We start from the raw sequence: 19,454 nt of genomic DNA on the forward strand, positions 1-19,454 counted from the left end.
TTCAGAGTATATTCAACTGGTTCGTTATTGGAATGCGTGTAATCACTGTATACGGATAAGCCGATTGGATCTCCATGGTTCCTCCCACCATTTGTGTGCGCAGAAGCATGCCTTCCTGTCCTATACCAGTTCGCTTGGAAGAATGAGGATTGATTTTGCCATCATTACTTACGCTCATACAGATTTCCTGATCCCCGAATACCAGCTCCACAGTGATCGAAGAAGCATTTCCGTGTCGCAGGGCATTGGTCAAGGCTTCTTTGGCATTTTTGAACAAAACGATTTGTATGCTGGGATACAGCACATAGGATGGGCCATGAACTTTATAATTTGTCTTCACGCCGGTATCTCTGCCCACTTCCTCTAGGAGACGATCCAGGGCGTAGGCTTCGGATGCATAGGAATTTGGTTGCAGTTTGTGCAGTGTACTGCGCATATCATCCATACTATCGGCCAATTGATCGCGAATCTGTCTCACCATTTCCGTTCCTTGTTCCATATTCAGGGGAAGGGTCAACAGGGCGGCTTCCGACATCATTTTGGTGCGAATCAGTCGATGCCCGATATCGTCATGAAGCTGTCTGGAGATACGGGTACGTTCCTCTGCCTGAGCCACTCCTTCAAGTTGCTTTGTAAATAACAGCAGCTGCGCACGAGTTTCTTGTAGCTCGTAATGTTTGCTGCGAAGTTCGTCATAGACTTGTTCCAGTTGTCCGCGGCTATTCGCCGTTCTTGATCCCTGCCAGGACAGAGCCGCTGTGATGAACAGAAGCAGGTTGCCAAGAACCATCGCAGTTGTCTCTGTGGAGAGTAATGTAGTGGCGGTTGTATTTAGTGTGGTTAACCCTGGCTGCGGTGCCTGTGGGGCAGAATAATGCCAATGCAAAGCGACATTGTTAGCGACAAGCTGAATTGCAAACATCAACCATCTCCGACTTCCCTCCAGTCTGTATATATACACGTAGAGCACGGATAGAGAGAGGAAAAACATAAATGGTCCATACGAAGCAATCAGCCAGCAGCTCCAGAGTATTTCGGCCAGAAGCAATAGCCACTGCTGTATACTTGAACGGTTAAAATCTTTCCACACGGAGAGTCCAAGCGCGATGATGATATACAGGGTGTAGACGGCTTCATTTTCCAAGGGCAGCATCAACAGGTACAGCACTGCTGGAACGATAATTAGTCCGTATTGCAGAAACCGCATCGGCATATGGTTGTGACATCCTTTTTATAAAAGTGGAGTAGAAAATCTCTTGGTAATGCGCCCTTGATTATACCATAAGCAGCATTCGAATCAGGAGATGACTTAAGTCACCTTCGATTCATGACTTTTTGTACCTTCGCTACAGAGTGCGATCCGTTACAATACAAATATGAAATCTAGCGGCGGAAGCCGAAACGGAAGAGGGGCGTAAAAGAGATGAGCATACTTGAAGTGGATCATGTAGTAAAACGATACGGCAGCAGGCTGTCCGTAGATCATTTGAACCTTAGTGTGGGCAAAGGCGAGATTTTTGGATTGCTTGGTCCCAATGGAGCGGGAAAAAGTACCACCATCAGCATGATTGCAGGGCTCCTGAATATGGATCAGGGTGAAATCAGATTAGATGGGATATCGGTCAAGGAGCGACCACTTGAAGTAAAGCGCAAGATCGGACTGGTTCCACAGGATCTGGCTTTATACGAAACCATGTCTGCTGCGGAGAATGTGATCTTTTTTGCCAGACTCTATGGACTGCGTCGAAAATTGCTTAAGGAAAGAGTGCAGGAGTCTCTTGAATTTGTAGGGTTGCAGGATAAAGCAAAGGATGCCCCCTCGACCTTCTCTGGTGGTATGAAACGCAGGTTAAACATCGCATGTGCGATTACACATCGCCCGGATCTCATTATTATGGATGAACCTACAGTTGGTATTGATCCGCAATCTCGGAATCATATTCTTGAATCGGTACGCACACTCAACAAGATGGGTTCAACGATCATATATACAAGTCATTACATGGAGGAAGTGGCGGCGATTAGTCACCGGGTTGCGATTATGGATCAGGGACGAATCATTGCCTGTGGGACTGAAGCAGAGCTGAGAGAACGGGTAGCATCGGAGGAAAAAGTAGTGCTCTCCACTTCCGGTATCGGTACCGACGTCGTGGAAGAACTGAAACTTCACCCCCGTGTGCGGATGGTAGACGTTTCAGAAAATACAATGACCATTACGCTGCCTTCGGCACAGCAGGATCTCCAGGATCTGCTCTTCATTTGCAGCAAACATGAAGTATCCATTCAGTCGCTTAAGGTCGAAGAGCCGGATCTGGAAACGTTATTCCTCAATCTGACCGGGCGTACGCTTCGGGACTAGGGGGAACAAGAGATGAATATATGGCATATTTGCATCTTTGAATTAAGGCGTATTCTTAAGATTCGATCTGTAGTGTTGAACCTGTTCATTCTGCCGTTGTTACTGATTTTTATATTGGGTACGGCACTTTCCAGTACGATGGGTACGGCGGATGATGTTATTCCAGTCATTGTACGTGTGGGAATAATTCATTCGAATATCGAATCAGGCGAAGGTTCAGATACTGTTAATCAAGCGCTGGATACATTTGTGAACTCTCCAGTGGTAGCTGAGATGGTTAAAGTTCAGAACTTTACGACAGAAGAAGAGGCCGTGCATTCGCTGCGTACCGGCAAGCTGGACTTTGCCGTAATGATTCCTTCGGATTTTGGACAGAACGTGATGATGGGGAAAGAGGCCAGGTTACAGTGGATACGAGGAAAGGACAACACACTTAATACCTTGGGTGAAACTTTGTTCACACGTTTTACGGATGAATGGAACCGACAGATGGCGATTACCAAAGTGCTCGGTCCGGAAGTAATTGCTGCCATAGCCTCTGCTTCGGAGTCTGGTATGGCGAATTCAACCTCGATTGCTGTCACTAATCCCGGTAAGACAGGTACGGCGTATAGTGCCTCCCAATACTATGCAGCTTCCATGCTGGCGATGTTCATGTTGTATTCGGGCATGACAACCAGTACCAGCCTTTTTGGAGAGCGTGATAACAAAACGTTGATCCGCCTTCAGGCTGCGCCGATAGGTAATGGAGTTATTTTCGCTGGCAAAATTGCAGGTAATAGTCTGCTCGCTTTCTTACAGGCAACAACGATCATCCTTATGACATATTGGCTCTACGGTGTGGATTGGGGAACCCATCCTTGGTATATTGTGCTGACTTGTGTATGTATCACATTGGCCTCCATGACTCTTGGCGTGATCGTGGCATTGGTATGCAAAAGCACGGCATCGGCCAGTGCAACCTTACAAGGTATCATCGTTGCCATGACATTTATCAGCGGTGGGTTCATGCCCATTCCGATTGATTTTGTACAACGGCTTAGCCAATTTACGGTTAACCACTGGGCGCTCCAGAGTTTTCTGAGAATGATGCTGGATGCACCTGTAGCAGAGATTCTGTATAACATTCTAATGTTAGGCTTGGTATGCGCTGTATTACTGTTCATCTCAGGGATGATCTATAGAAAGGCAGGATACCGATATGAATAGTCTACACATCGCCTGGTTGATGATTAGACGTACACTTGGCCGTAAAATGGGCTTCATTACGTTTCTGCTTCTGCCTTGCCTGGTGATTACAGGAGCGGTTGCTCTTTTTGGAAGCGAGCAGATTACACGTACTGTTATTCCCTATGTGAATGTGGATGGAGGGGTGGCAGGGACATGGATGATTCATGAACTTGCTGGCAAAGAGGAGTATCTGCTCAAACCGATGACAAACGAAGCAGAAGTGAAGGAAGCCATCGCTCAGCAAAAAGGAAGTTCTGGGATCATCATTCCGGCACATTATACGGAGGATCTGCTACAAGGAAAGCCAACCGAAATTCAATTGGTGGAACTGCGTATAAGTGAAAGTTCCTATACCCTACGGGCAGCAGTTGAAGGTTTGACGAGCGGATTGTTACAATCTGCTTCAGCTGTTAAGGTGGCAGCAGGTCCTGTCTCAAGTGAGACAGATATACTATCGAGTATACAGAAGCCATTTGAACAGCTTTTACAGGAGATAGGAAAACATCAGGTTGCTGGTGAAGTTACCGATCTGCAGATCTATCCCAAGCCAGGCCTGAACAATGTGACTGGATTTACGGTTATGTTTATGATGGGGCTGCTGACCAGTGCAGTGGCTGTGATAATGGAAGATCGCAGGAAACGTACGATGGCCAGAGTATATACGGCACCCGTCCGTGCATATGAGATTGCGCTTGGTAATTTCCTGGGTAGCTTTGTCATTGGTATTATTCAGATTGTGATGGTTCTGGGAGTCAGCAGATGGCTGCTGCATTATGATGCCGGTATTCCTTTTGGCATTCATTTCATCATCTTGGCCGCATTCATGCTGGTCTCCATGGGGATCGCAAGTACCGTGGCAGGATTAATCTGTAATCCCAAAAATGCCAACATGCTGAATTCTCTTATTATTATGCCAACTTGTATGATTGGTGGTTGTTTCTGGCCAATCTCGTTGATGCCGGACTATATGCAAAAGCTCGCCAACTTTGTTCCGCAGAAATGGACGATTCAGGCAGTGGAGACGATCTCTGCTGGCGGTACATTGTCGGATATCACATTGCCACTATTGATTTTGTTTGGCATGGCTGCCATTTTGCTGACTGTTGGCTCTGCGATTCTACGCCCTAGCCAGCCAGGAGTAGAGGCATAAGGTAATACGACATAAAAGAAAGCACGCTCTGCTGAATTGAATTCAGTTAGAGCGTGCTTTTTTTGCTTATAAGTAATGATGCACTATGTGAAATGTTAAAGATTAAGGTTGGAGTTGACGCAGGACAGTTATTTCAACCCGACGGTTCTTTTGTCTTCCGGCGGCTGTGGTGTTGTCACCCGTTGGGCGAGTATCCGCATATCCGGCATACTGGAAGCCGTCAGGGTTGAGCTTCTCTGTATCCAGAAAGAATCGTAATACAGATAGTGCGCGTTCCCCGGAAAGCTGCCAGTTATCGGTATAGGCGGAGTTTGCTCCCACAGGAACGTTATCGGTATGGCCCTCAATGCTGACAACGGTATTTAGATCACGGAACAGGCTGGCAAGTTTACTGAGTGTTGGTGCTGCACCGTCCTTTAGTGCGGCCTGTCCCTGATCAAACAGGAAGCGGTCACTAAGTGTAATGGACAGGCCTTGTGGCTTGTCCGCAACAAAAATCTGATTTTCCAGTTTATTATCCTCGATATATTGGGTAATCACATTGAACAGATTTTGCAATTCCTGTTCCTGTGATCTGAACTGTTCTTCCCGTTCTGTGAGGGGCTTGTTGTCATCATCTGGTGTTGCAGTCCCGGAATCGGGAGGGTTTCCTTCACCTTTTGAAGGATCTTCACCCTGAACGTCGGATGGTGGAGTCTCTGTAATCGTTTGACCGGGTTTCTCACCGAGTCCCTCACCAAGCTCAAGGATAGAGTCGGACGCATTGAATGTATTTTGTAACGATTGAGTAACGACGTCATATTTACCGGAATCCAGATTGCTCATGGCATACATGATGACAAAAAAGATTAAAAGCAGAGTTATGAGATCGGCATAAGTAATCATCCAGCGATCCCGATGATCGATAGTTTCACGTTTTCCGCGCCGTTTACTGCGCCGACTCATCCAATCCCTCCTTTGCTAGGGGGCGTATATGCTGACGATGCGTGAGGGTGAAGGACTCCAGTCTTTTGCGTACAAGCTGGGGATTCTCACCGTTCTGAATGGCAAGTACACCTTCGAGAAGCATTTCCATGGTCTGCACTTCATCGGCACCTCTGGATTTGATCTTGGAGGCAATGGGCAAAAAGATAAGATTGGCACTGGCGACCCCATACAGGGTTGCGGTAAAGGCAACAGCAATGGCAGGTCCAAGTCCGGTTGGATCGGTCAAACTGCCAAGTACCTGAATAAGTCCCATCACGGTTCCGATGATCCCCATGGTTGGAGCGTACCCACCAGCGGATTCGAATATTTTGGCATAACCCTCATGTTTTTGTTCAATGGAGTCAATCTCCATCTCCAGGATCTGGCGAACCACATCCTGATCGGTACCATCAACAACCATCTGAATACCGTCTTGCAAAAATGGATGCGGATGATCTATAACCTTGCGTTCCAATGCAAGTACACCTGAGCGGCGTGCGATTGAAGACATCTCCACCAGTTCTTCAACCCACAAGCCTGAATCATTATTGTTACGTCCAAAAGCCATACGCAGGGCAGCTGGAATCGTACGAAGGCGGTGCGCCGGGAAACTGGCAACCACAGCAGCAATCGTTCCACCGAATACAATTAAAGCAGCCGTTTTTTGCAGGAGACCGGACAATTGGCCGCCTTCCCACAAAAAACCGCTAATGACTGCGGCAATTCCGGCAATAATACCGATAAGTGTCGCAATATCCATAAATTAACCCACTCCTATCTTCATTTCACGTTTGCATCACTAAAACGAACGAGGTATAATTAAACGGGAACAAATATTCCTATTACTATAAGTTTTCCCATATGAAAATTCGGGGAACTTCGACAATATATAGTGACTATTATTTTAGACGATAGGGTGAGATACGGCAATGAGCGATATTATAATGAGCGACAAAACGTTCGAAATCGAGTCAGAGTTTTCTCCCCAAGGTGATCAGCCGGCAGCCATTAAAGAATTGGTGAAGGGTGTTCAGGAGGGGAAGAGGTACCAGACACTGCTGGGTGCAACGGGTACGGGTAAGACGTTTACGATAGCCCAGACGATAGCCCAACTGCAACGTCCGACGCTGATTATTGCACACAACAAAACGTTGGCAGCGCAGCTTGCAAGTGAGTTCAAAGATTTTTTCCCTAATAACATGGTTGAGTATTTCGTCAGTTATTACGATTATTTTCAGCCAGAAGCATATATCCCGTCCTCCGATACGTATATCGAGAAGGATTCAAGTATTAATGAAGAGATCGACAAACTGCGGCACGCAGCGACAAGTTCGTTGTTTGAGCGCAGGGACGTCATTATTGTAGCGAGTGTTTCCTGCATTTATGGTTTGGGTTCACCACACTCGTATTCAAGCATGTTGCTGTCACTTCGGGTAGGCATGGAGAAACCGCGCAATCAGATTTTGTCTCGTCTGGTAGAGATCCAGTATCAACGGAACGATATTAACTTTGTGCGGGGTACGTTCCGTGTTCGTGGGGATGTTGTTGAGATTTTCCCTGCCTCTAAGGGTGAACATGCAATTCGGGTTGAATTGTTTGGTGATGAGATCGAGAAAATTACGGAGATTGATGTGTTAACCGGAGAACTGATTGGCGAACGTGAACATATTGCCATCTTCCCGGCGTCTCACTTCGTAACGCAAGAAGAGACGATGAAGGTTGCGCTGGTGAACATTGAGCGTGAACTAGAGGAGCGTCTAGAAGTGTTGCGTGAACAGGGAAAACTGCTGGAGGCTCAGCGACTGGAGCAGCGCACACGGTACGATATCGAGATGATGAAGGAAGTTGGATTCTGTTCGGGGATTGAGAACTATTCCGGTCCGCTGACTTTCCGCGAACGCGGCGATACCCCATACACACTGATGGATTACTTCCCGGATGACATGTTGATTGTGGTCGATGAGTCTCACGTGACTCTGCCACAGATCCGTGCGATGTACAATGGTGACCAGGCGCGGAAGACAGTATTGGTTGAACATGGTTTCCGTCTCCCGTCAGCGCTGGATAATCGTCCACTCAAATTCGATGAGTTCGAAGGCAAGATGGATCAGATCATCTATGTATCGGCCACACCAGGCCCGTATGAGATCGAGCATACCGATACGATGGTGCAACAGATTATCCGTCCAACCGGACTGCTTGATCCAATTATTGAACTGCGTCCAACGAAGGGGCAGATCGATGACTTGATCGGTGAGATTAACGACCGGATTGCCAAAGACGAGCGTGTGTTGATTACAACATTAACGAAGAAGATGTCTGAGGACCTGACGGATTATCTGAAAGAAATTGGAATCAAGGTACGTTACCTGCATTTCGAGATTAAAACGTTGGAACGGATGGCGATTTTACGTGATTTAAGGTTGGGTGTTTTCCATGTGCTAATCGGAATCAACTTGCTCCGGGAAGGTCTGGATCTGCCCGAAGTATCCTTGGTAGCCATATTGGATGCCGATAAAGAAGGATTCCTGCGTTCCGAGCGTTCACTAATCCAAACGATTGGTCGTGCAGCACGGAACAGCGAGGGTCGCGTTATTCTATACGGTGATAAAGTAACCGATTCGATGGACAAGGCGATTAAGGAAACCGAACGCCGTCGTGAGATTCAGATCGCGTACAACGAGAAACATGGCATTACACCACAGACGATTCGCAAAAAAGTGCGTGATGTGATTGAGGCAACCAAAGTTGCCGAATCCAAGAAAGACTATCTCACAGGCGCTGCCGAGAAGATGTCGAAGAAAGATCACCAAGCGCTTATCCAGCGCCTAGAGGTAGAGATGAAAGATGCAGCTAAAAACCTGCAGTTTGAGCGTGCTGCCGAGCTTCGCGATGCGTTGCTGGAACTTCGCGCTGAATAAGATACAGCTCATTCATATGCTCCAGTAAAGAGGGATCTGTAACAAGAGAACGGCCAATTGGCCGTTCTCTTGTTGAGTAAGGAAATCGTTGATATCTACCGATAATAAGAGATGTTGAAATCTTGAATTCAGGTCTATACTGATAGAAATGTTGAAATTGGTTAAAAGGTTTATAGGAAAGCAATTGGGAGTCGAGAGTGCCCCAGTGTTGACCTCGGAGCCGAGCCAAAGGCAATGGCGACCTGTCGCGATCAAGGCGAAGCCGAGAGCGTCCCGGTGTTGACCTTGGAGCCGAGCCAAAGGCAATGGCGACCTGTCGCGACCAAGGCGAAGCGGAGAGCGTCCGGGTGTTGACCTCGGAGCCGAAGGCAATGGCGACCTAACCGCGACCAAGGCGAAGCGGAGAGCGTCCGGGTGTTGACCTTGGAGTCGAGCCGAAGGCAATGGCGACCTGTCGCGACCAAGGCGAAGCCGAGAGCGTCCCGGTGTTGACCTTGGAGCCGAGCCGAAGGCAATGGCGACCTGCCGCGAACGTGGCGAAGCCGAGAGCGTCCCGTTCTTGACCTTGGAGCCGAGCCAAAGGCAATGGCGACCTAGCCGCGATCAAGGCGAAGCCGAGAGCGTCCCGGTGTTGACCTTGGAGCCGAGCCGAAGGCAATGGCGACCTAGCCGCGATCAAGGCGAAGCCGAGAGCGCCCCCTCGCAGTAGAGCGGTCGCATAAGATTCCGGCAATAGCCGGAATCTTATGCGAAACCGCGGGCACACGACAACCCTTCACATAGCAAGACCCGACCCCTCACCGTTGCACCGCTTGTTTCGGGTGTCCAGAGGGCTGCGCCCTCTGGGGCCCTCCCTTGGAAGGGAGGGTTTGGGAGGGATCGAAAAGCCTTTATAAAGGTTGGATTAATAAATTTGAGAGGATGAATACTATTGGCGAGCGATAACATTGTCATTAAAGGCGCACGAGCGCATAACCTGAAAAATATCGACATTACCATCCCGCGTGACCGCTTTGTTGTATTGACCGGCCTGAGTGGCTCAGGCAAGTCCTCGCTGGCTTTTGACACGATCTATGCCGAAGGACAGCGGCGTTATGTAGAATCATTGTCAGCTTACGCACGGCAGTTTCTGGGACAGATGGAGAAACCGGATGTTGATTCCATCGAAGGATTATCTCCTGCCATTTCAATAGATCAGAAAACGACAAGTCGTAACCCACGTTCCACAGTAGGAACTGTGACTGAAATTTATGATTACCTGCGCCTGTTATTTGCACGTGTGGGCCATCCACATTGTCCGGACCATGGCGTGGAGATCAGCTCCCAAACTGTAGAACAAATGGTTGATCGTATTATACAATACCCTGAGCGCACCCGGTTACAAATACTGGCACCTATTATCTCGGGCCGTAAGGGCGAGCACAAAAGTGTGTTTGCTGATGTGTCCAAGCAGGGTTTTGTCCGTGTACGGGTGAACGGGGAATTGCGTGATCTGTCAGAAGATATTCAATTGGAGAAAAATAAAAAGCATACGATTGAAGTGGTTGTTGACCGGATCGTTGTTAAGGATGATGTACAGGCGCGTCTGGCCGACTCTATTGAAACAGCACTTAATTTGTCCGGTGGACAACTCCTGGTGGACATTATGGGCGAAGAAGAGCTGCGCTTTAGTTCCAACTTTGCCTGCCCGGTGTGTGGATTCAGTATTGAAGAACTTGCACCACGGATGTTCTCATTTAACAGTCCTTTCGGGGCTTGCCCGGATTGTGATGGGTTAGGCGTCAAAATGATCGTTGACCCTGATCTGCTGGTACCGGATCGGACTAAGACCATCGAAGATGGAGCTTTTGATGCTTGGACAGGTGGTACATCCACCTATTATCCGCAGTTCCTGAAGTCAGTATGTGAGCACTTCAACATTCCGCAAAATGTACCTGTCGAAGATCTGCCAGCTGAGCAGATGAACAAGTTGTTACAGGGTACAGGTACGGAGAAAATCCGTTTCCGCTATGAGAATGATTTTGGACAACGTAAGGAAGCGCTGGTTACCTTTGAAGGCATCGTAAATAACCTGGAGCGTCGTTATCGTGATACAGCATCTGAAGGTATCCGTGAATTTATTGAAGGTTACATGAGTGCGAAGCCATGTGGTACGTGTAAAGGTCAGCGTCTGAAACGCGAGAGTCTTGCGGTTACGATTAATGATCACAACATGGCCTATGTGACTAGTTTGTCCATTGGTGAAGCTGGCCGATTCTTCGATACATTGGAATTGACGGAAAAAGAGCAGACGATAGCCAAACTGATTTTGAAAGAGATCAACAGCCGTCTTGGCTTCCTGGTGAACGTAGGTCTGGATTACCTTACACTGAGTCGTGCTGCTGGAACGTTGTCCGGTGGGGAAGCCCAACGGATCAGACTGGCCACACAGATTGGTTCCAGCCTGATGGGTGTGCTGTATATTCTCGATGAGCCAAGTATTGGCTTGCATCAACGGGATAATGACCGTCTGATCTCAACACTTGCGCATATGCGAGACATTGGTAACACGTTGATCGTGGTTGAACATGATGAAGATACGATGATGGCTGCCGACTATATCATTGATATTGGTCCAGGTGCAGGTATCCACGGAGGTACCATCATGTCACAGGGTACACCGGAGGAGATCATGAACGATGAGAACTCCTTAACCGGTCAATATCTGAGTGGACGCAAGTTCATTCCGATTCGTACAGAACGTAGAAGTGTAGGAGACCGTTGGTTGGAAGTACGTGGAGCTAAAGAAAATAACCTGAAGAATCTGAATGTGAAGATTCCTGTAGGTGTATTTACTGCGGTAACGGGTGTGTCCGGATCAGGTAAATCCACACTGATTAATGAGATCCTCTACAAAACGCTGGCACGTGATCTGAACCGTGCTCGGGTTCGTCCGGGTCAACATAAAGAGATTCGTGGTTTGGAGCATATCGATAAAGTTATCGATATTGACCAATCACCGATCGGGCGGACACCACGTTCCAACCCGGCTACGTATACCGGTGTCTTTGATGATATCCGGGATCTGTTTGCTCAGACGAACGAAGCCAAGGTACGTGGATACAAGAAAGGCCGGTTCAGTTTTAATATCAAAGGTGGACGTTGTGAAGCCTGCCGTGGAGACGGTATTATCAAAATCGAGATGCACTTCTTGCCGGACGTTTATGTCCCTTGTGAAGTCTGCAAAGGCAAACGATACAACCGGGAAACACTTGAAGTGAAATATAAAAACAGAAATATTTCCGATGTGTTGGAGATGACGGTTGAAGATGCAACCCAATTCTTTGAGAACATTCCGAAGATCCATCGCAAAATGCAGACACTGATGGATGTGGGTCTGGGCTATATTAACCTAGGTCAACCTGCAACCACATTGTCTGGTGGTGAAGCCCAGCGTGTGAAGCTCGCTTCCGAGCTCTATCGCCGTAGTACGGGGAAAACCATCTACATCCTCGATGAGCCGACGACCGGTTTGCATGTCGATGATATCGACCGTTTGCTGAACGTATTACACCGTCTGGTTGATTCCGGGGAATCGGTGTTAGTGATCGAGCATAACCTGGATGTTATCAAAACGGCAGACTATGTTGTTGATCTGGGTCCAGAAGGTGGTAGCGGTGGAGGTACCATTGTTGCAACCGGAACACCTGAGGATATCGTTAAAGTGGAAGCTTCCTATACAGGCAAGTACTTGAAGCCGGTTCTGGAGCGGGATACCGAGCGCAGCAAGGCACTGCAATTGGTGGACTAAGGTCCTCTAACCAGTAGTTATATCAATATGAAGTGGCAGTATTGGCCCTTCTTTTCGAAAAGGTAGAGACGTTGGATAACGATCTGATGTGCTCTGCTTCCGAGAAGAAGGGCTTTTCATTATGAATTATGCACGGTGTTTCCTTCGGACTAAGGTTATTTCGTGAAAGTGTTTACATATGCATTATGACGAGCGTTACAGGAATATTCGGCCAAATTGTCTTTTTTTCATTTTTATGGATGATAGGGCTTGCATTACAAGCAGGGTACAGATAACATAGAGGAAGATATTAGGGTATGCGTTAGCTGTTCAACTATGGTAAGGAGGTCTGTCTATCCATGCTGTTTGCAGAAGCTGCCACGGCGAGTACATCGAATTTTAATGCATTTGATATTTTTGTCATCTTATTTACGATCCTGATTTTCATCGGAGTTGTTCGGCTTCTTCGGGCACCTAAGAAAAATCTGTTTGCGATCGGATTTGCAGTAGTCAGCCTACTGGTATTTCTGATGACAGACTATGCGATGATAACGGGTTGGTTTGCTCAGTAGGAATGCCGCAGAATTTAAATGTAATTTAAGCCAATAGTGCATGTTCAAAAAGATCGGTTTTCAGTACCGAAAAGATGGGATGAAGCTAGAAAGGGAGTAGCGGAGCGTAGGGAGAACTACGTGAGCAACGGACATTTCGGTTGAATGCCATATTCGATGCTGATGATGCCACTAGGCATCCTTCGTAATCAAAAGCGGACTTTTTGAACAACCTCTAAAAGAGGTACAGACGAACACTTTCCAGAGAGACATGGAGGGTGTTTTTTTCATTTATACTGAAACGATTGAACAGGATTCTATCTTCTCTACTAAAATAGGACTTAAAACAATTGTATATCCAGATTCTGTATGATACATTGAGGGATACCGGAATTGCAGATGAGAGAAAGAGAGAATAGATTCAGCGATGAATCCGATGTCGAGTCGCGCAAGAAGGATGTATAGAGAGGGTCAGGTGAGAATATGAGCGTGTTGGGTAAAAAGGGGATAGCCATACTGATGGCTGCTGTACTCTCGATTAGTGTAGCGGCAACGGCCGGTGCAGCTGAATCCAAAGCGGCGATGCAAGCGAAAGTGGTAGACGGTCAAGTCTATGTGAACACCAAGGATCTGCTCAAGGCAGTTGGTGGAAGTGGACAATATGATGCCAAATCAGGAACGTACACGTACAAGGGAAGTGAAGCCATTCCCAAAGTGATCGAAAAGGTATCTCCTTCGGTCGTAGGCATTATTGGGAAATCTACCGAAGTGCAGGACGGTGCAACATCAGACGACCGTTATAATCTTGCACATGGTACAGGTGTCATTATCCGGTCGAACGGATGGATTGTAACGAATGCTCATGTGGTCGACGGATTAACGAACCCCGTGGTCGTAACGACTGATGGCAATACATACAAAATTACGAAAACATACAGTGATGCACTAAGTGATCTGGCTCTAATTAAAATCAATGCCAAATCACTCAAACCGGCGAGCTTTGCCAAAGCTTCACAAACTACTGTTGGAGAAACGGTAATTGCCTTGGGTACGCCGATTTCCTTTTCTTTGCGCAACTCGGCAACGGTAGGGGTAATTAGCGGCTTGAATCGTGGTGTTGAGGCGACCTACCGGTTGATTCAGACCGACACGGCCATTAACCCAGGAAATAGCGGGGGACCGCTGGTCAACCTGAAGGGTGAAGTGGTTGGGATCAACTCGATGAAATTCTCTGCGGTAGGCGTAGAGAGTTTGGGGTTTTCGATTCCAGTGGATACCGTTCAATATATCATCGATCAGTTTTTTAAATATGGCAAAATAAAACGTGCAAGTCTGGGACTTCAGCTGGAAGAAAGCTGGTCTGCGATTGTGGGCCTGCCTACAGATGATCCCTTAACGATTACGGGCGTGCTGTCTCCTGAAGCCAAGAAAGCCAAAATCAAAGAGGGCGATGTCCTTTACAGTGTCGCGGGCACACGTGTCTCTTCAGTAGTGGATATCAATGAGTTGCTCAAAAAGTATCTGCCTGGACAAAAGGTAAAGCTGTTGATGCAAACGGATGGCGATATCGTCACCCGCACGTTGGTGCTTGCTGATCGCTCAGACATCGTAGACGAGGAAGATGAAGCGTTCCTTACAGATGAAGAACAATAAAACCCGGCGATCAGCCCGGATGGAGAGAGGACGAAAGAACGGAATGAAAAAGTCATGGATACGTGTGCTAAGCACAGGTGTATTAACCGGGATGCTGACCATTGGCGCGGCATTGCCTGTATGGGCATCTGATCTGACGACAAGTGAACTACGCGTCAAAGCGGGCAGCACGAGCGCCTACATTAACGGCGATAAGCAGGCCATAGCCAAACCGTACAAGGTCAAGGGTGTAACGATGGTACCTGTCGGTGTATTCAAGAAAGCATTTGGCAGTGAAATCCGGCTGGAGAAAAATGATGTTGTCAAAATCAAGGAAGGCCCGCACACCGTGACTCTAACGATTGGCAGTTCAATTGCCTGGGTGGATGGTGTAAAACATGAGATGGGTGCCGCTCCCAAGATGGTGAATGGCGTACTTATGGTTCCACTTCGTCCGGTTGCTACCGGTATTGGAGCAACACTAGCTCCAACCAGCTCCGGAGAAATGGTCATTCGTCTGTTGCAAACCGATGATTCGGTGAATGACGAGGATGGCCTTCATCCGGATGAAGGCAAAACCAGAATTGGCAACAGTTTTTACGGTTGGTCCATTAACTACCCGGCAGACCTTATAGTTTTCCAGACCGGTGAGCAGGAGCGCATGATGACTTTTGGCGCTGCCGACAACAGTTATTATCTTGAAGTGTATGTCAGCGATCAGGATGTGGCTTTGGATGCGGATGATTTGTTGCAGCAACTTGTCCAAGAGGCCAAACAATCGGGAGATACGGTGCTGGATCGTGAAGCGGTGTCGAAAGGCAAAACGCCTTATGCACGGATTATCGTGAAAGATGTAGACGGCATGTTATGGGAGATGCGTCAGTATCTGAGCGAAGGTCGTCAATATGATGTGTACCTCGCGGATTACGAAGCCCTGAATTATAAAGATCTGGGCAAACGTGCAGCGCTACTCAATTCATTCCAGCCAACCTATGCGGAATCGGATCGAACGATCAAGGATCTGTCCACTGTAGATAATGGCATGCGCTCCGCGTGGAATGATGACTATGGCATTGAATTGAAGATTCCTGCCGGCTGGTCGATGGATAACAATCAGATGATCTATGAAGCCAAAGATGGTGCATATCTGCAATGGCGTGTCACATCGGCGAAGGCAGGTACTACGGTAAAAGACTGGAGTGGCCAACTGGATAAGTGGATGCGCGAGACATTTACACCAGAGAGTTACGAGCCAATTGGCTCATACACGATGGATATCTCGGGAGAGACTGCCGAGGTGAATGAATTCCGTTATAACTTTGGCGGGGGCTGGCAGACCGAGTTCGATGTTCTTTTGCAGAAGAATGGGTATCGATATTATGCAGAGTATACGTTCCCTGAGGAGCAAAGTGCAGATCGGGCATGGTTTGAACGGATTATGAAGAGTGTGGAGATTGATTTTGATACGGTTGCCGATAATTTCGGTCAGCTGGATGAAGATCCGTATTTGACAGACAAAACGAAGACACTTACACGTACGTCCAAACGTTATAAATACAGTGTAGATATTCCGCGTTACTGGACACCGTATAGTGATCGATTCGAATATTCACCTGTGGTGTACACCTTCACTGGGGGAGAATTCTCCATTGCGGCGAGCGAAGACAAGTCAATCGAGATGACGGTCAGCCAATTGAGAGAAGCTTATGCAGAAGCTACCAAAACCCGTAAGAACTTCAAGTTGCTTGGCAGTGAGGAGCTGACGTTTGCGGGTGTGCCTGCATTTTCCTTCACGTATCATGAACTGGACAAAGGCGTGCCATATGCGGGTCGCCAGATCGTGTTTGAAAAGGACGGAACAACCTATACGATTACAAGTGGGCTGAATGATGCCAACAAGACAGAAGTTCAGGCGGCTGCATTGGAGAAAGCAGTGAACTCATTTACTTTTATTAAATAATTGTAGTGGAACCGGAGGGTCAAAAGACCTTTCGGTTTATTTGTTTTCTGTATAAGATAAATTAAATATTTACACTGGTACTGTAATCGAAGTGTCTAGTGCAAATCTTAATGGAAATGAAAATGGTAAACGGTTTTTTCAGGAAAACGTAGAAGAGTCGGTGCAGAAGTGGTACACTATACTAGTTCAGGAGTTATGACTACTGATCTGATGAATAGGAATGACTGTAAGCTTGGAGTTCAGGCAATACAGACATAATAGATAGATATTGTAATACCGTGACAATGCAGGTGTACCCGATAAGGTGCAGTCTTAGGCTTAGTATGTTCAGACGTTTAGGGATAAAGGGATGAAATCCGGCGGATAGCCGGTTATGGGGAGGATCTACATGAAAACAGCAACAATACGAAGAGAAGACGTTGAACTTCTGGCACCGGCTGGTGACTGGGATTGTATGCGTTCGGCGGTAGCTAATGGCGCAGATGCAATTTTCTTCGGAGTCGAAAAGTTTAATGCACGGGCACGGGCGAACAATTTCCGTATGGACGAGCTGCCGGAGATAATGGCGTTTTTGCACAGTTATGGGGTAAAAGGTTTTTTGACCTTTAATATATTGATTTTTGAAAATGAATTGACGGATGCCAAAGAACTGATTGACGCTTGTGTCGATGCAGGTGTGGACGCTGTAATTGTTCAGGATTTGGGTTTGGTGAAGATGATCCGCGAGATATCACCGGATTTCCCGATTCACGGTTCAACACAGATGACGATTACGTCTCCGGAAGCGGTCGAGTTTACGAAGCCGTTTGATATGGAACGTGTCGTTCTGGGACGGGAGAACAACCTGAAGCAGATCCAGAAGATCGGGGAGCAGGCAAAACTTCCAATGGAAGTATTTGTTCATGGTGCGCTGTGTGTATCCTACTCGGGGCAGTGTCTTACTTCCGAAATGTGGGGAGGACGTTCGGCGAACCGCGGAGAGTGCGCACAAGCTTGTCGTCTTCCATATGACCTGATGGTGGATGGGGTGCACAAACCGATGGGTGATGTAGCTTATCTGTTGTCTCCGAAGGATCTGGCAGCGATTGATCTGATGCCGGAACTGATCGAAGCAGGAGTAACTTCTTTCAAAATTGAAGGACGTCTCAAAACGCCAGAATACGTAGCAAACGTAGTAAGCAAATATCGTAAAGCGATTGACCGTTATTTTGATGGAGATAACACACCGCCAAGCAAGGAAGAAGTTCGCGAATTGCAGCAAAGCTTCTCCCGTGGATTCACACATGGTTTCCTGAGCGGTACAAACAACAAAGAACTGGTGGATGGAACGTTCCCGAAAAGCCGTGGTGTCTACCTCGGTCGTGTAGATCAAGTGTTGCGCGATGGTGTGGTCCTGAAACTGGATGCACCTGTGAAACGTGGAGACGGAATTGTATTTGACGCCGGAGACCCGACTCAGAAGGAAGAAGGCGGACGGGTATACGATGTGCGTCGCAAAGGCGTAAAACTCGAAGGCGAAGCCGAAGAGGGCTGGATCGTTGACGTTGTGCCAGGCCGCAGTGACGTAGATCTGCGCCGCGTGAAAGTTGGCGACAAAGTGTGGAAAACGAATGACCCGGCGCTGGACAAACGTCTGCGTCAAAGCTTCGAGACCGAGAAGCCGTACCGTGTATTCCCAGTGAAGGTGAAGGTCATCGGCAGCCCGGGGCAGCCGCTTAGCACATGGTGGACAGACGTGCAGAAAGGCACGACCGTCCGTATTGATTCCGAGATGGAACTGGACATCGCCCAGAAGCGTCCAATGACACATGAATTGCTCGAAGAGCAGTTCGGTCGTCTGGGAGGCACCGTGTTCCAGTTGGAAGGAATGGACATCAATCTGCACGGTGACGTTATCATCCCGATGCGTGAGTTGAATAACATTCGTCGTCAGGCTGTAGAACAACTCGCGGGCGAGCGTCCTAAACCGCCCGTCTACGTGAAACGCGCGGTAGATGTGTACGGCGATTCGGTTAAACCGGCATCACCAGTCGCTCGCGGTCAAGCAGAACTGACCGCACTCTGCCGTAGCCTGCCACAAGTGGAGGCAGCGATTGAAGCAGGAATCGGTATGATCTATGCCGACTTCGAGTTTATCAAACAGTTCCCGGCAGCCGTGGAAGCTGTGCATGCCGCTGGTCGCAAGATCGCGCTGGCAACACCGCGTATTCACATGCCTGGGGAGAACGGATATCACAACAACATCTTGCGTCTGAAGCCGGATGCGGTATTGGTACGTAATACAGGCGCACTGTACTTCTACCTGCGTCACCGGATGGAAAACCCGGATGCGAAGCACCCGGAATTGATCGGCGACTTCTCATTGAACATCGCCAATCACAAAGCAGTAGAATTGTTCCTGGAAGCCGGATGTGACTGGATTACCCCATCCTATGACCTGAACATTCAACAAATGGTTGATTTGCTGGGCCACTCCCATACAAGTCAGACCGAAGTGGTTATCCATCAGCATCTGCCGATGTTCCACACCGAGCACTGTGTGTACTGTACGTTTATGAGTGAAGGAACGGACTTTACGAACTGTGGACGTCCTTGCGAGGAACAGCGTGCATCCCTGCAAGACCGGATCGGTATGTCCCACCCGGTACGTGTGGATGAAGGTTGCCGTAATACGGTATACAACGCAGTGGAACAGTCAGGTGCCGAGTATCTGACCAACTTTATGGATCTGGGTGTATCCCGTTACCGTGTGGAGTTCCTGGAAGAGACACCTGAGCAGGTACGTGAAGTAATTGATCTGTATAACCGTGCACTGCGCGGCGAGATCAGTGGTACACAAGTTTGGAAAACACTTAAAGCAACGAACCAACTGGGCGTTACACGTGGTCAATTGGTGAAATAAACAGTTTTATGGTA

The 19,454-nt window shown here is 47.9% G+C and carries 12 protein-coding genes; 9 read left to right on the top strand and 3 right to left on the bottom strand.

Annotation, left to right across the window (positions count from 1 at the left end; all coding sequences use genetic code 11):
• Position 1 precedes the first annotated feature (1 nt).
• Positions 2-1,213 carry a sensor histidine kinase gene (locus J2Z28_RS28610; protein WP_211085419.1) on the bottom strand — a complete coding sequence of 404 codons (1,212 nt, stop codon included), beginning with the start codon at positions 1,211-1,213 and terminating at the stop codon, positions 2-4.
• A gap of 210 nt (positions 1,214-1,423) precedes the next feature.
• On the opposite strand from J2Z28_RS28610, the gene J2Z28_RS28615 reads away from it, so the two are divergent.
• Genes J2Z28_RS28615 through J2Z28_RS28625 form a run of 3 tightly spaced genes read left to right on the top strand, consistent with a single transcriptional unit; the run spans position 1,424 to position 4,739 of the window.
• Entirely contained in the window at positions 1,424-2,359 is a 936-nt protein-coding gene (locus J2Z28_RS28615; RefSeq protein ID WP_244988583.1) for an ABC transporter ATP-binding protein, read from the top strand.
• A gap of 12 nt (positions 2,360-2,371) precedes the next feature.
• The gene (locus tag J2Z28_RS28620) at positions 2,372-3,568 is read left to right on the top strand and encodes an ABC transporter permease (protein ID WP_211085420.1); all 1,197 of its coding nucleotides are present in this window, start codon (positions 2,372-2,374) and stop codon (positions 3,566-3,568) included.
• On the top strand, positions 3,561-4,739 hold the full coding sequence (locus tag J2Z28_RS28625; RefSeq protein WP_211085421.1) for an ABC transporter permease: 1,179 nt from the start codon (positions 3,561-3,563) through the stop codon (positions 4,737-4,739). Before J2Z28_RS28620 ends, J2Z28_RS28625 begins: the two co-directional genes overlap by 8 nt.
• Positions 4,740-4,841: 102 nt before the next feature.
• Here J2Z28_RS28625 and J2Z28_RS28630 read toward each other — a convergent pair whose 3' ends face one another.
• Both J2Z28_RS28630 and J2Z28_RS28635 read right to left on the bottom strand, forming a co-directional pair.
• Positions 4,842-5,684, bottom strand: a complete 843-nt coding sequence (locus J2Z28_RS28630; protein WP_211085422.1) for a flagellar motor protein MotB — start codon at positions 5,682-5,684, stop codon at positions 4,842-4,844.
• On the bottom strand, positions 5,668-6,465 hold the full coding sequence (locus J2Z28_RS28635; RefSeq protein WP_211085423.1) for a flagellar motor protein: 798 nt from the start codon (positions 6,463-6,465) through the stop codon (positions 5,668-5,670). The genes J2Z28_RS28630 and J2Z28_RS28635 overlap by 17 nt, the downstream gene beginning before the upstream one ends.
• Before the next feature lie 169 nt (positions 6,466-6,634).
• Here J2Z28_RS28635 and uvrB point away from each other — a divergent pair, with 169 nt between their 5' ends.
• The 6 genes from uvrB (at position 6,635) to J2Z28_RS28665 (ending at position 19,440) form a co-directional block, all read left to right on the top strand.
• A complete protein-coding gene (gene uvrB / locus J2Z28_RS28640) occupies positions 6,635-8,626 on the top strand; it encodes an excinuclease ABC subunit UvrB (RefSeq protein ID WP_211085424.1) in 1,992 nt (663 codons plus the stop codon).
• Positions 8,627-9,557: 931 nt separating this feature from the next.
• Entirely contained in the window at positions 9,558-12,416 is a 2,859-nt protein-coding gene (gene uvrA, locus J2Z28_RS28645; RefSeq protein ID WP_211085425.1) for an excinuclease ABC subunit UvrA, read from the top strand.
• A 338-nt stretch (positions 12,417-12,754) separates the two neighbouring features.
• Positions 12,755-12,967 (top strand): hypothetical protein, encoded by a 213-nt coding sequence (locus J2Z28_RS28650; protein WP_017692026.1) that lies wholly within the window; start codon positions 12,755-12,757, stop codon positions 12,965-12,967.
• Positions 12,968-13,429: 462 nt separating this feature from the next.
• The gene (locus J2Z28_RS28655) at positions 13,430-14,599 is read left to right on the top strand and encodes a S1C family serine protease (protein WP_244988584.1); all 1,170 of its coding nucleotides are present in this window, start codon (positions 13,430-13,432) and stop codon (positions 14,597-14,599) included.
• 43 nt (positions 14,600-14,642) lie between these two features.
• Positions 14,643-16,538: a stalk domain-containing protein gene (locus J2Z28_RS28660; RefSeq protein WP_244988585.1), complete on the top strand. Its 1,896-nt coding sequence runs from the start codon at positions 14,643-14,645 to the stop codon at positions 16,536-16,538.
• 388 nt (positions 16,539-16,926) lie between these two features.
• Positions 16,927-19,440 carry a U32 family peptidase gene (locus tag J2Z28_RS28665; protein ID WP_211085427.1) on the top strand — a complete coding sequence of 838 codons (2,514 nt, stop codon included), beginning with the start codon at positions 16,927-16,929 and terminating at the stop codon, positions 19,438-19,440.
• Positions 19,441-19,454: the final 14 nt, after the last annotated feature.

Source organism: Paenibacillus xylanexedens, assembly GCF_017874615.1.
Lineage (GTDB): Bacteria > Bacillota > Bacilli > Paenibacillales > Paenibacillaceae > Paenibacillus > Paenibacillus xylanexedens.

Excerpts from the sequence above, each read along its gene's own strand:
- J2Z28_RS28655 (WP_244988584.1), top strand. The coding sequence starts at position 13,430 with ATGAGCGTGTTGGGTAAAAAGGGGATAGCCATACTGATGGCTGCTGTA.
- J2Z28_RS28635 (WP_211085423.1), bottom strand. The coding sequence starts at position 6,465 with ATGGATATTGCGACACTTATCGGTATTATTGCCGGAATTGCCGCAGTC.
- J2Z28_RS28665 (WP_211085427.1), top strand. The coding sequence starts at position 16,927 with ATGAAAACAGCAACAATACGAAGAGAAGACGTTGAACTTCTGGCACCG.
- J2Z28_RS28650 (WP_017692026.1), top strand. The coding sequence starts at position 12,755 with ATGCTGTTTGCAGAAGCTGCCACGGCGAGTACATCGAATTTTAATGCA.
- J2Z28_RS28610 (WP_211085419.1), bottom strand. The coding sequence starts at position 1,213 with ATGCCGATGCGGTTTCTGCAATACGGACTAATTATCGTTCCAGCAGTG.
- J2Z28_RS28625 (WP_211085421.1), top strand. The coding sequence starts at position 3,561 with ATGAATAGTCTACACATCGCCTGGTTGATGATTAGACGTACACTTGGC.
- J2Z28_RS28630 (WP_211085422.1), bottom strand. The coding sequence starts at position 5,684 with ATGAGTCGGCGCAGTAAACGGCGCGGAAAACGTGAAACTATCGATCAT.
- J2Z28_RS28615 (WP_244988583.1), top strand. The coding sequence starts at position 1,424 with ATGAGCATACTTGAAGTGGATCATGTAGTAAAACGATACGGCAGCAGG.
- uvrB (WP_211085424.1), top strand. The coding sequence starts at position 6,635 with ATGAGCGATATTATAATGAGCGACAAAACGTTCGAAATCGAGTCAGAG.
- J2Z28_RS28660 (WP_244988585.1), top strand. The coding sequence starts at position 14,643 with ATGAAAAAGTCATGGATACGTGTGCTAAGCACAGGTGTATTAACCGGG.
- J2Z28_RS28620 (WP_211085420.1), top strand. The coding sequence starts at position 2,372 with ATGAATATATGGCATATTTGCATCTTTGAATTAAGGCGTATTCTTAAG.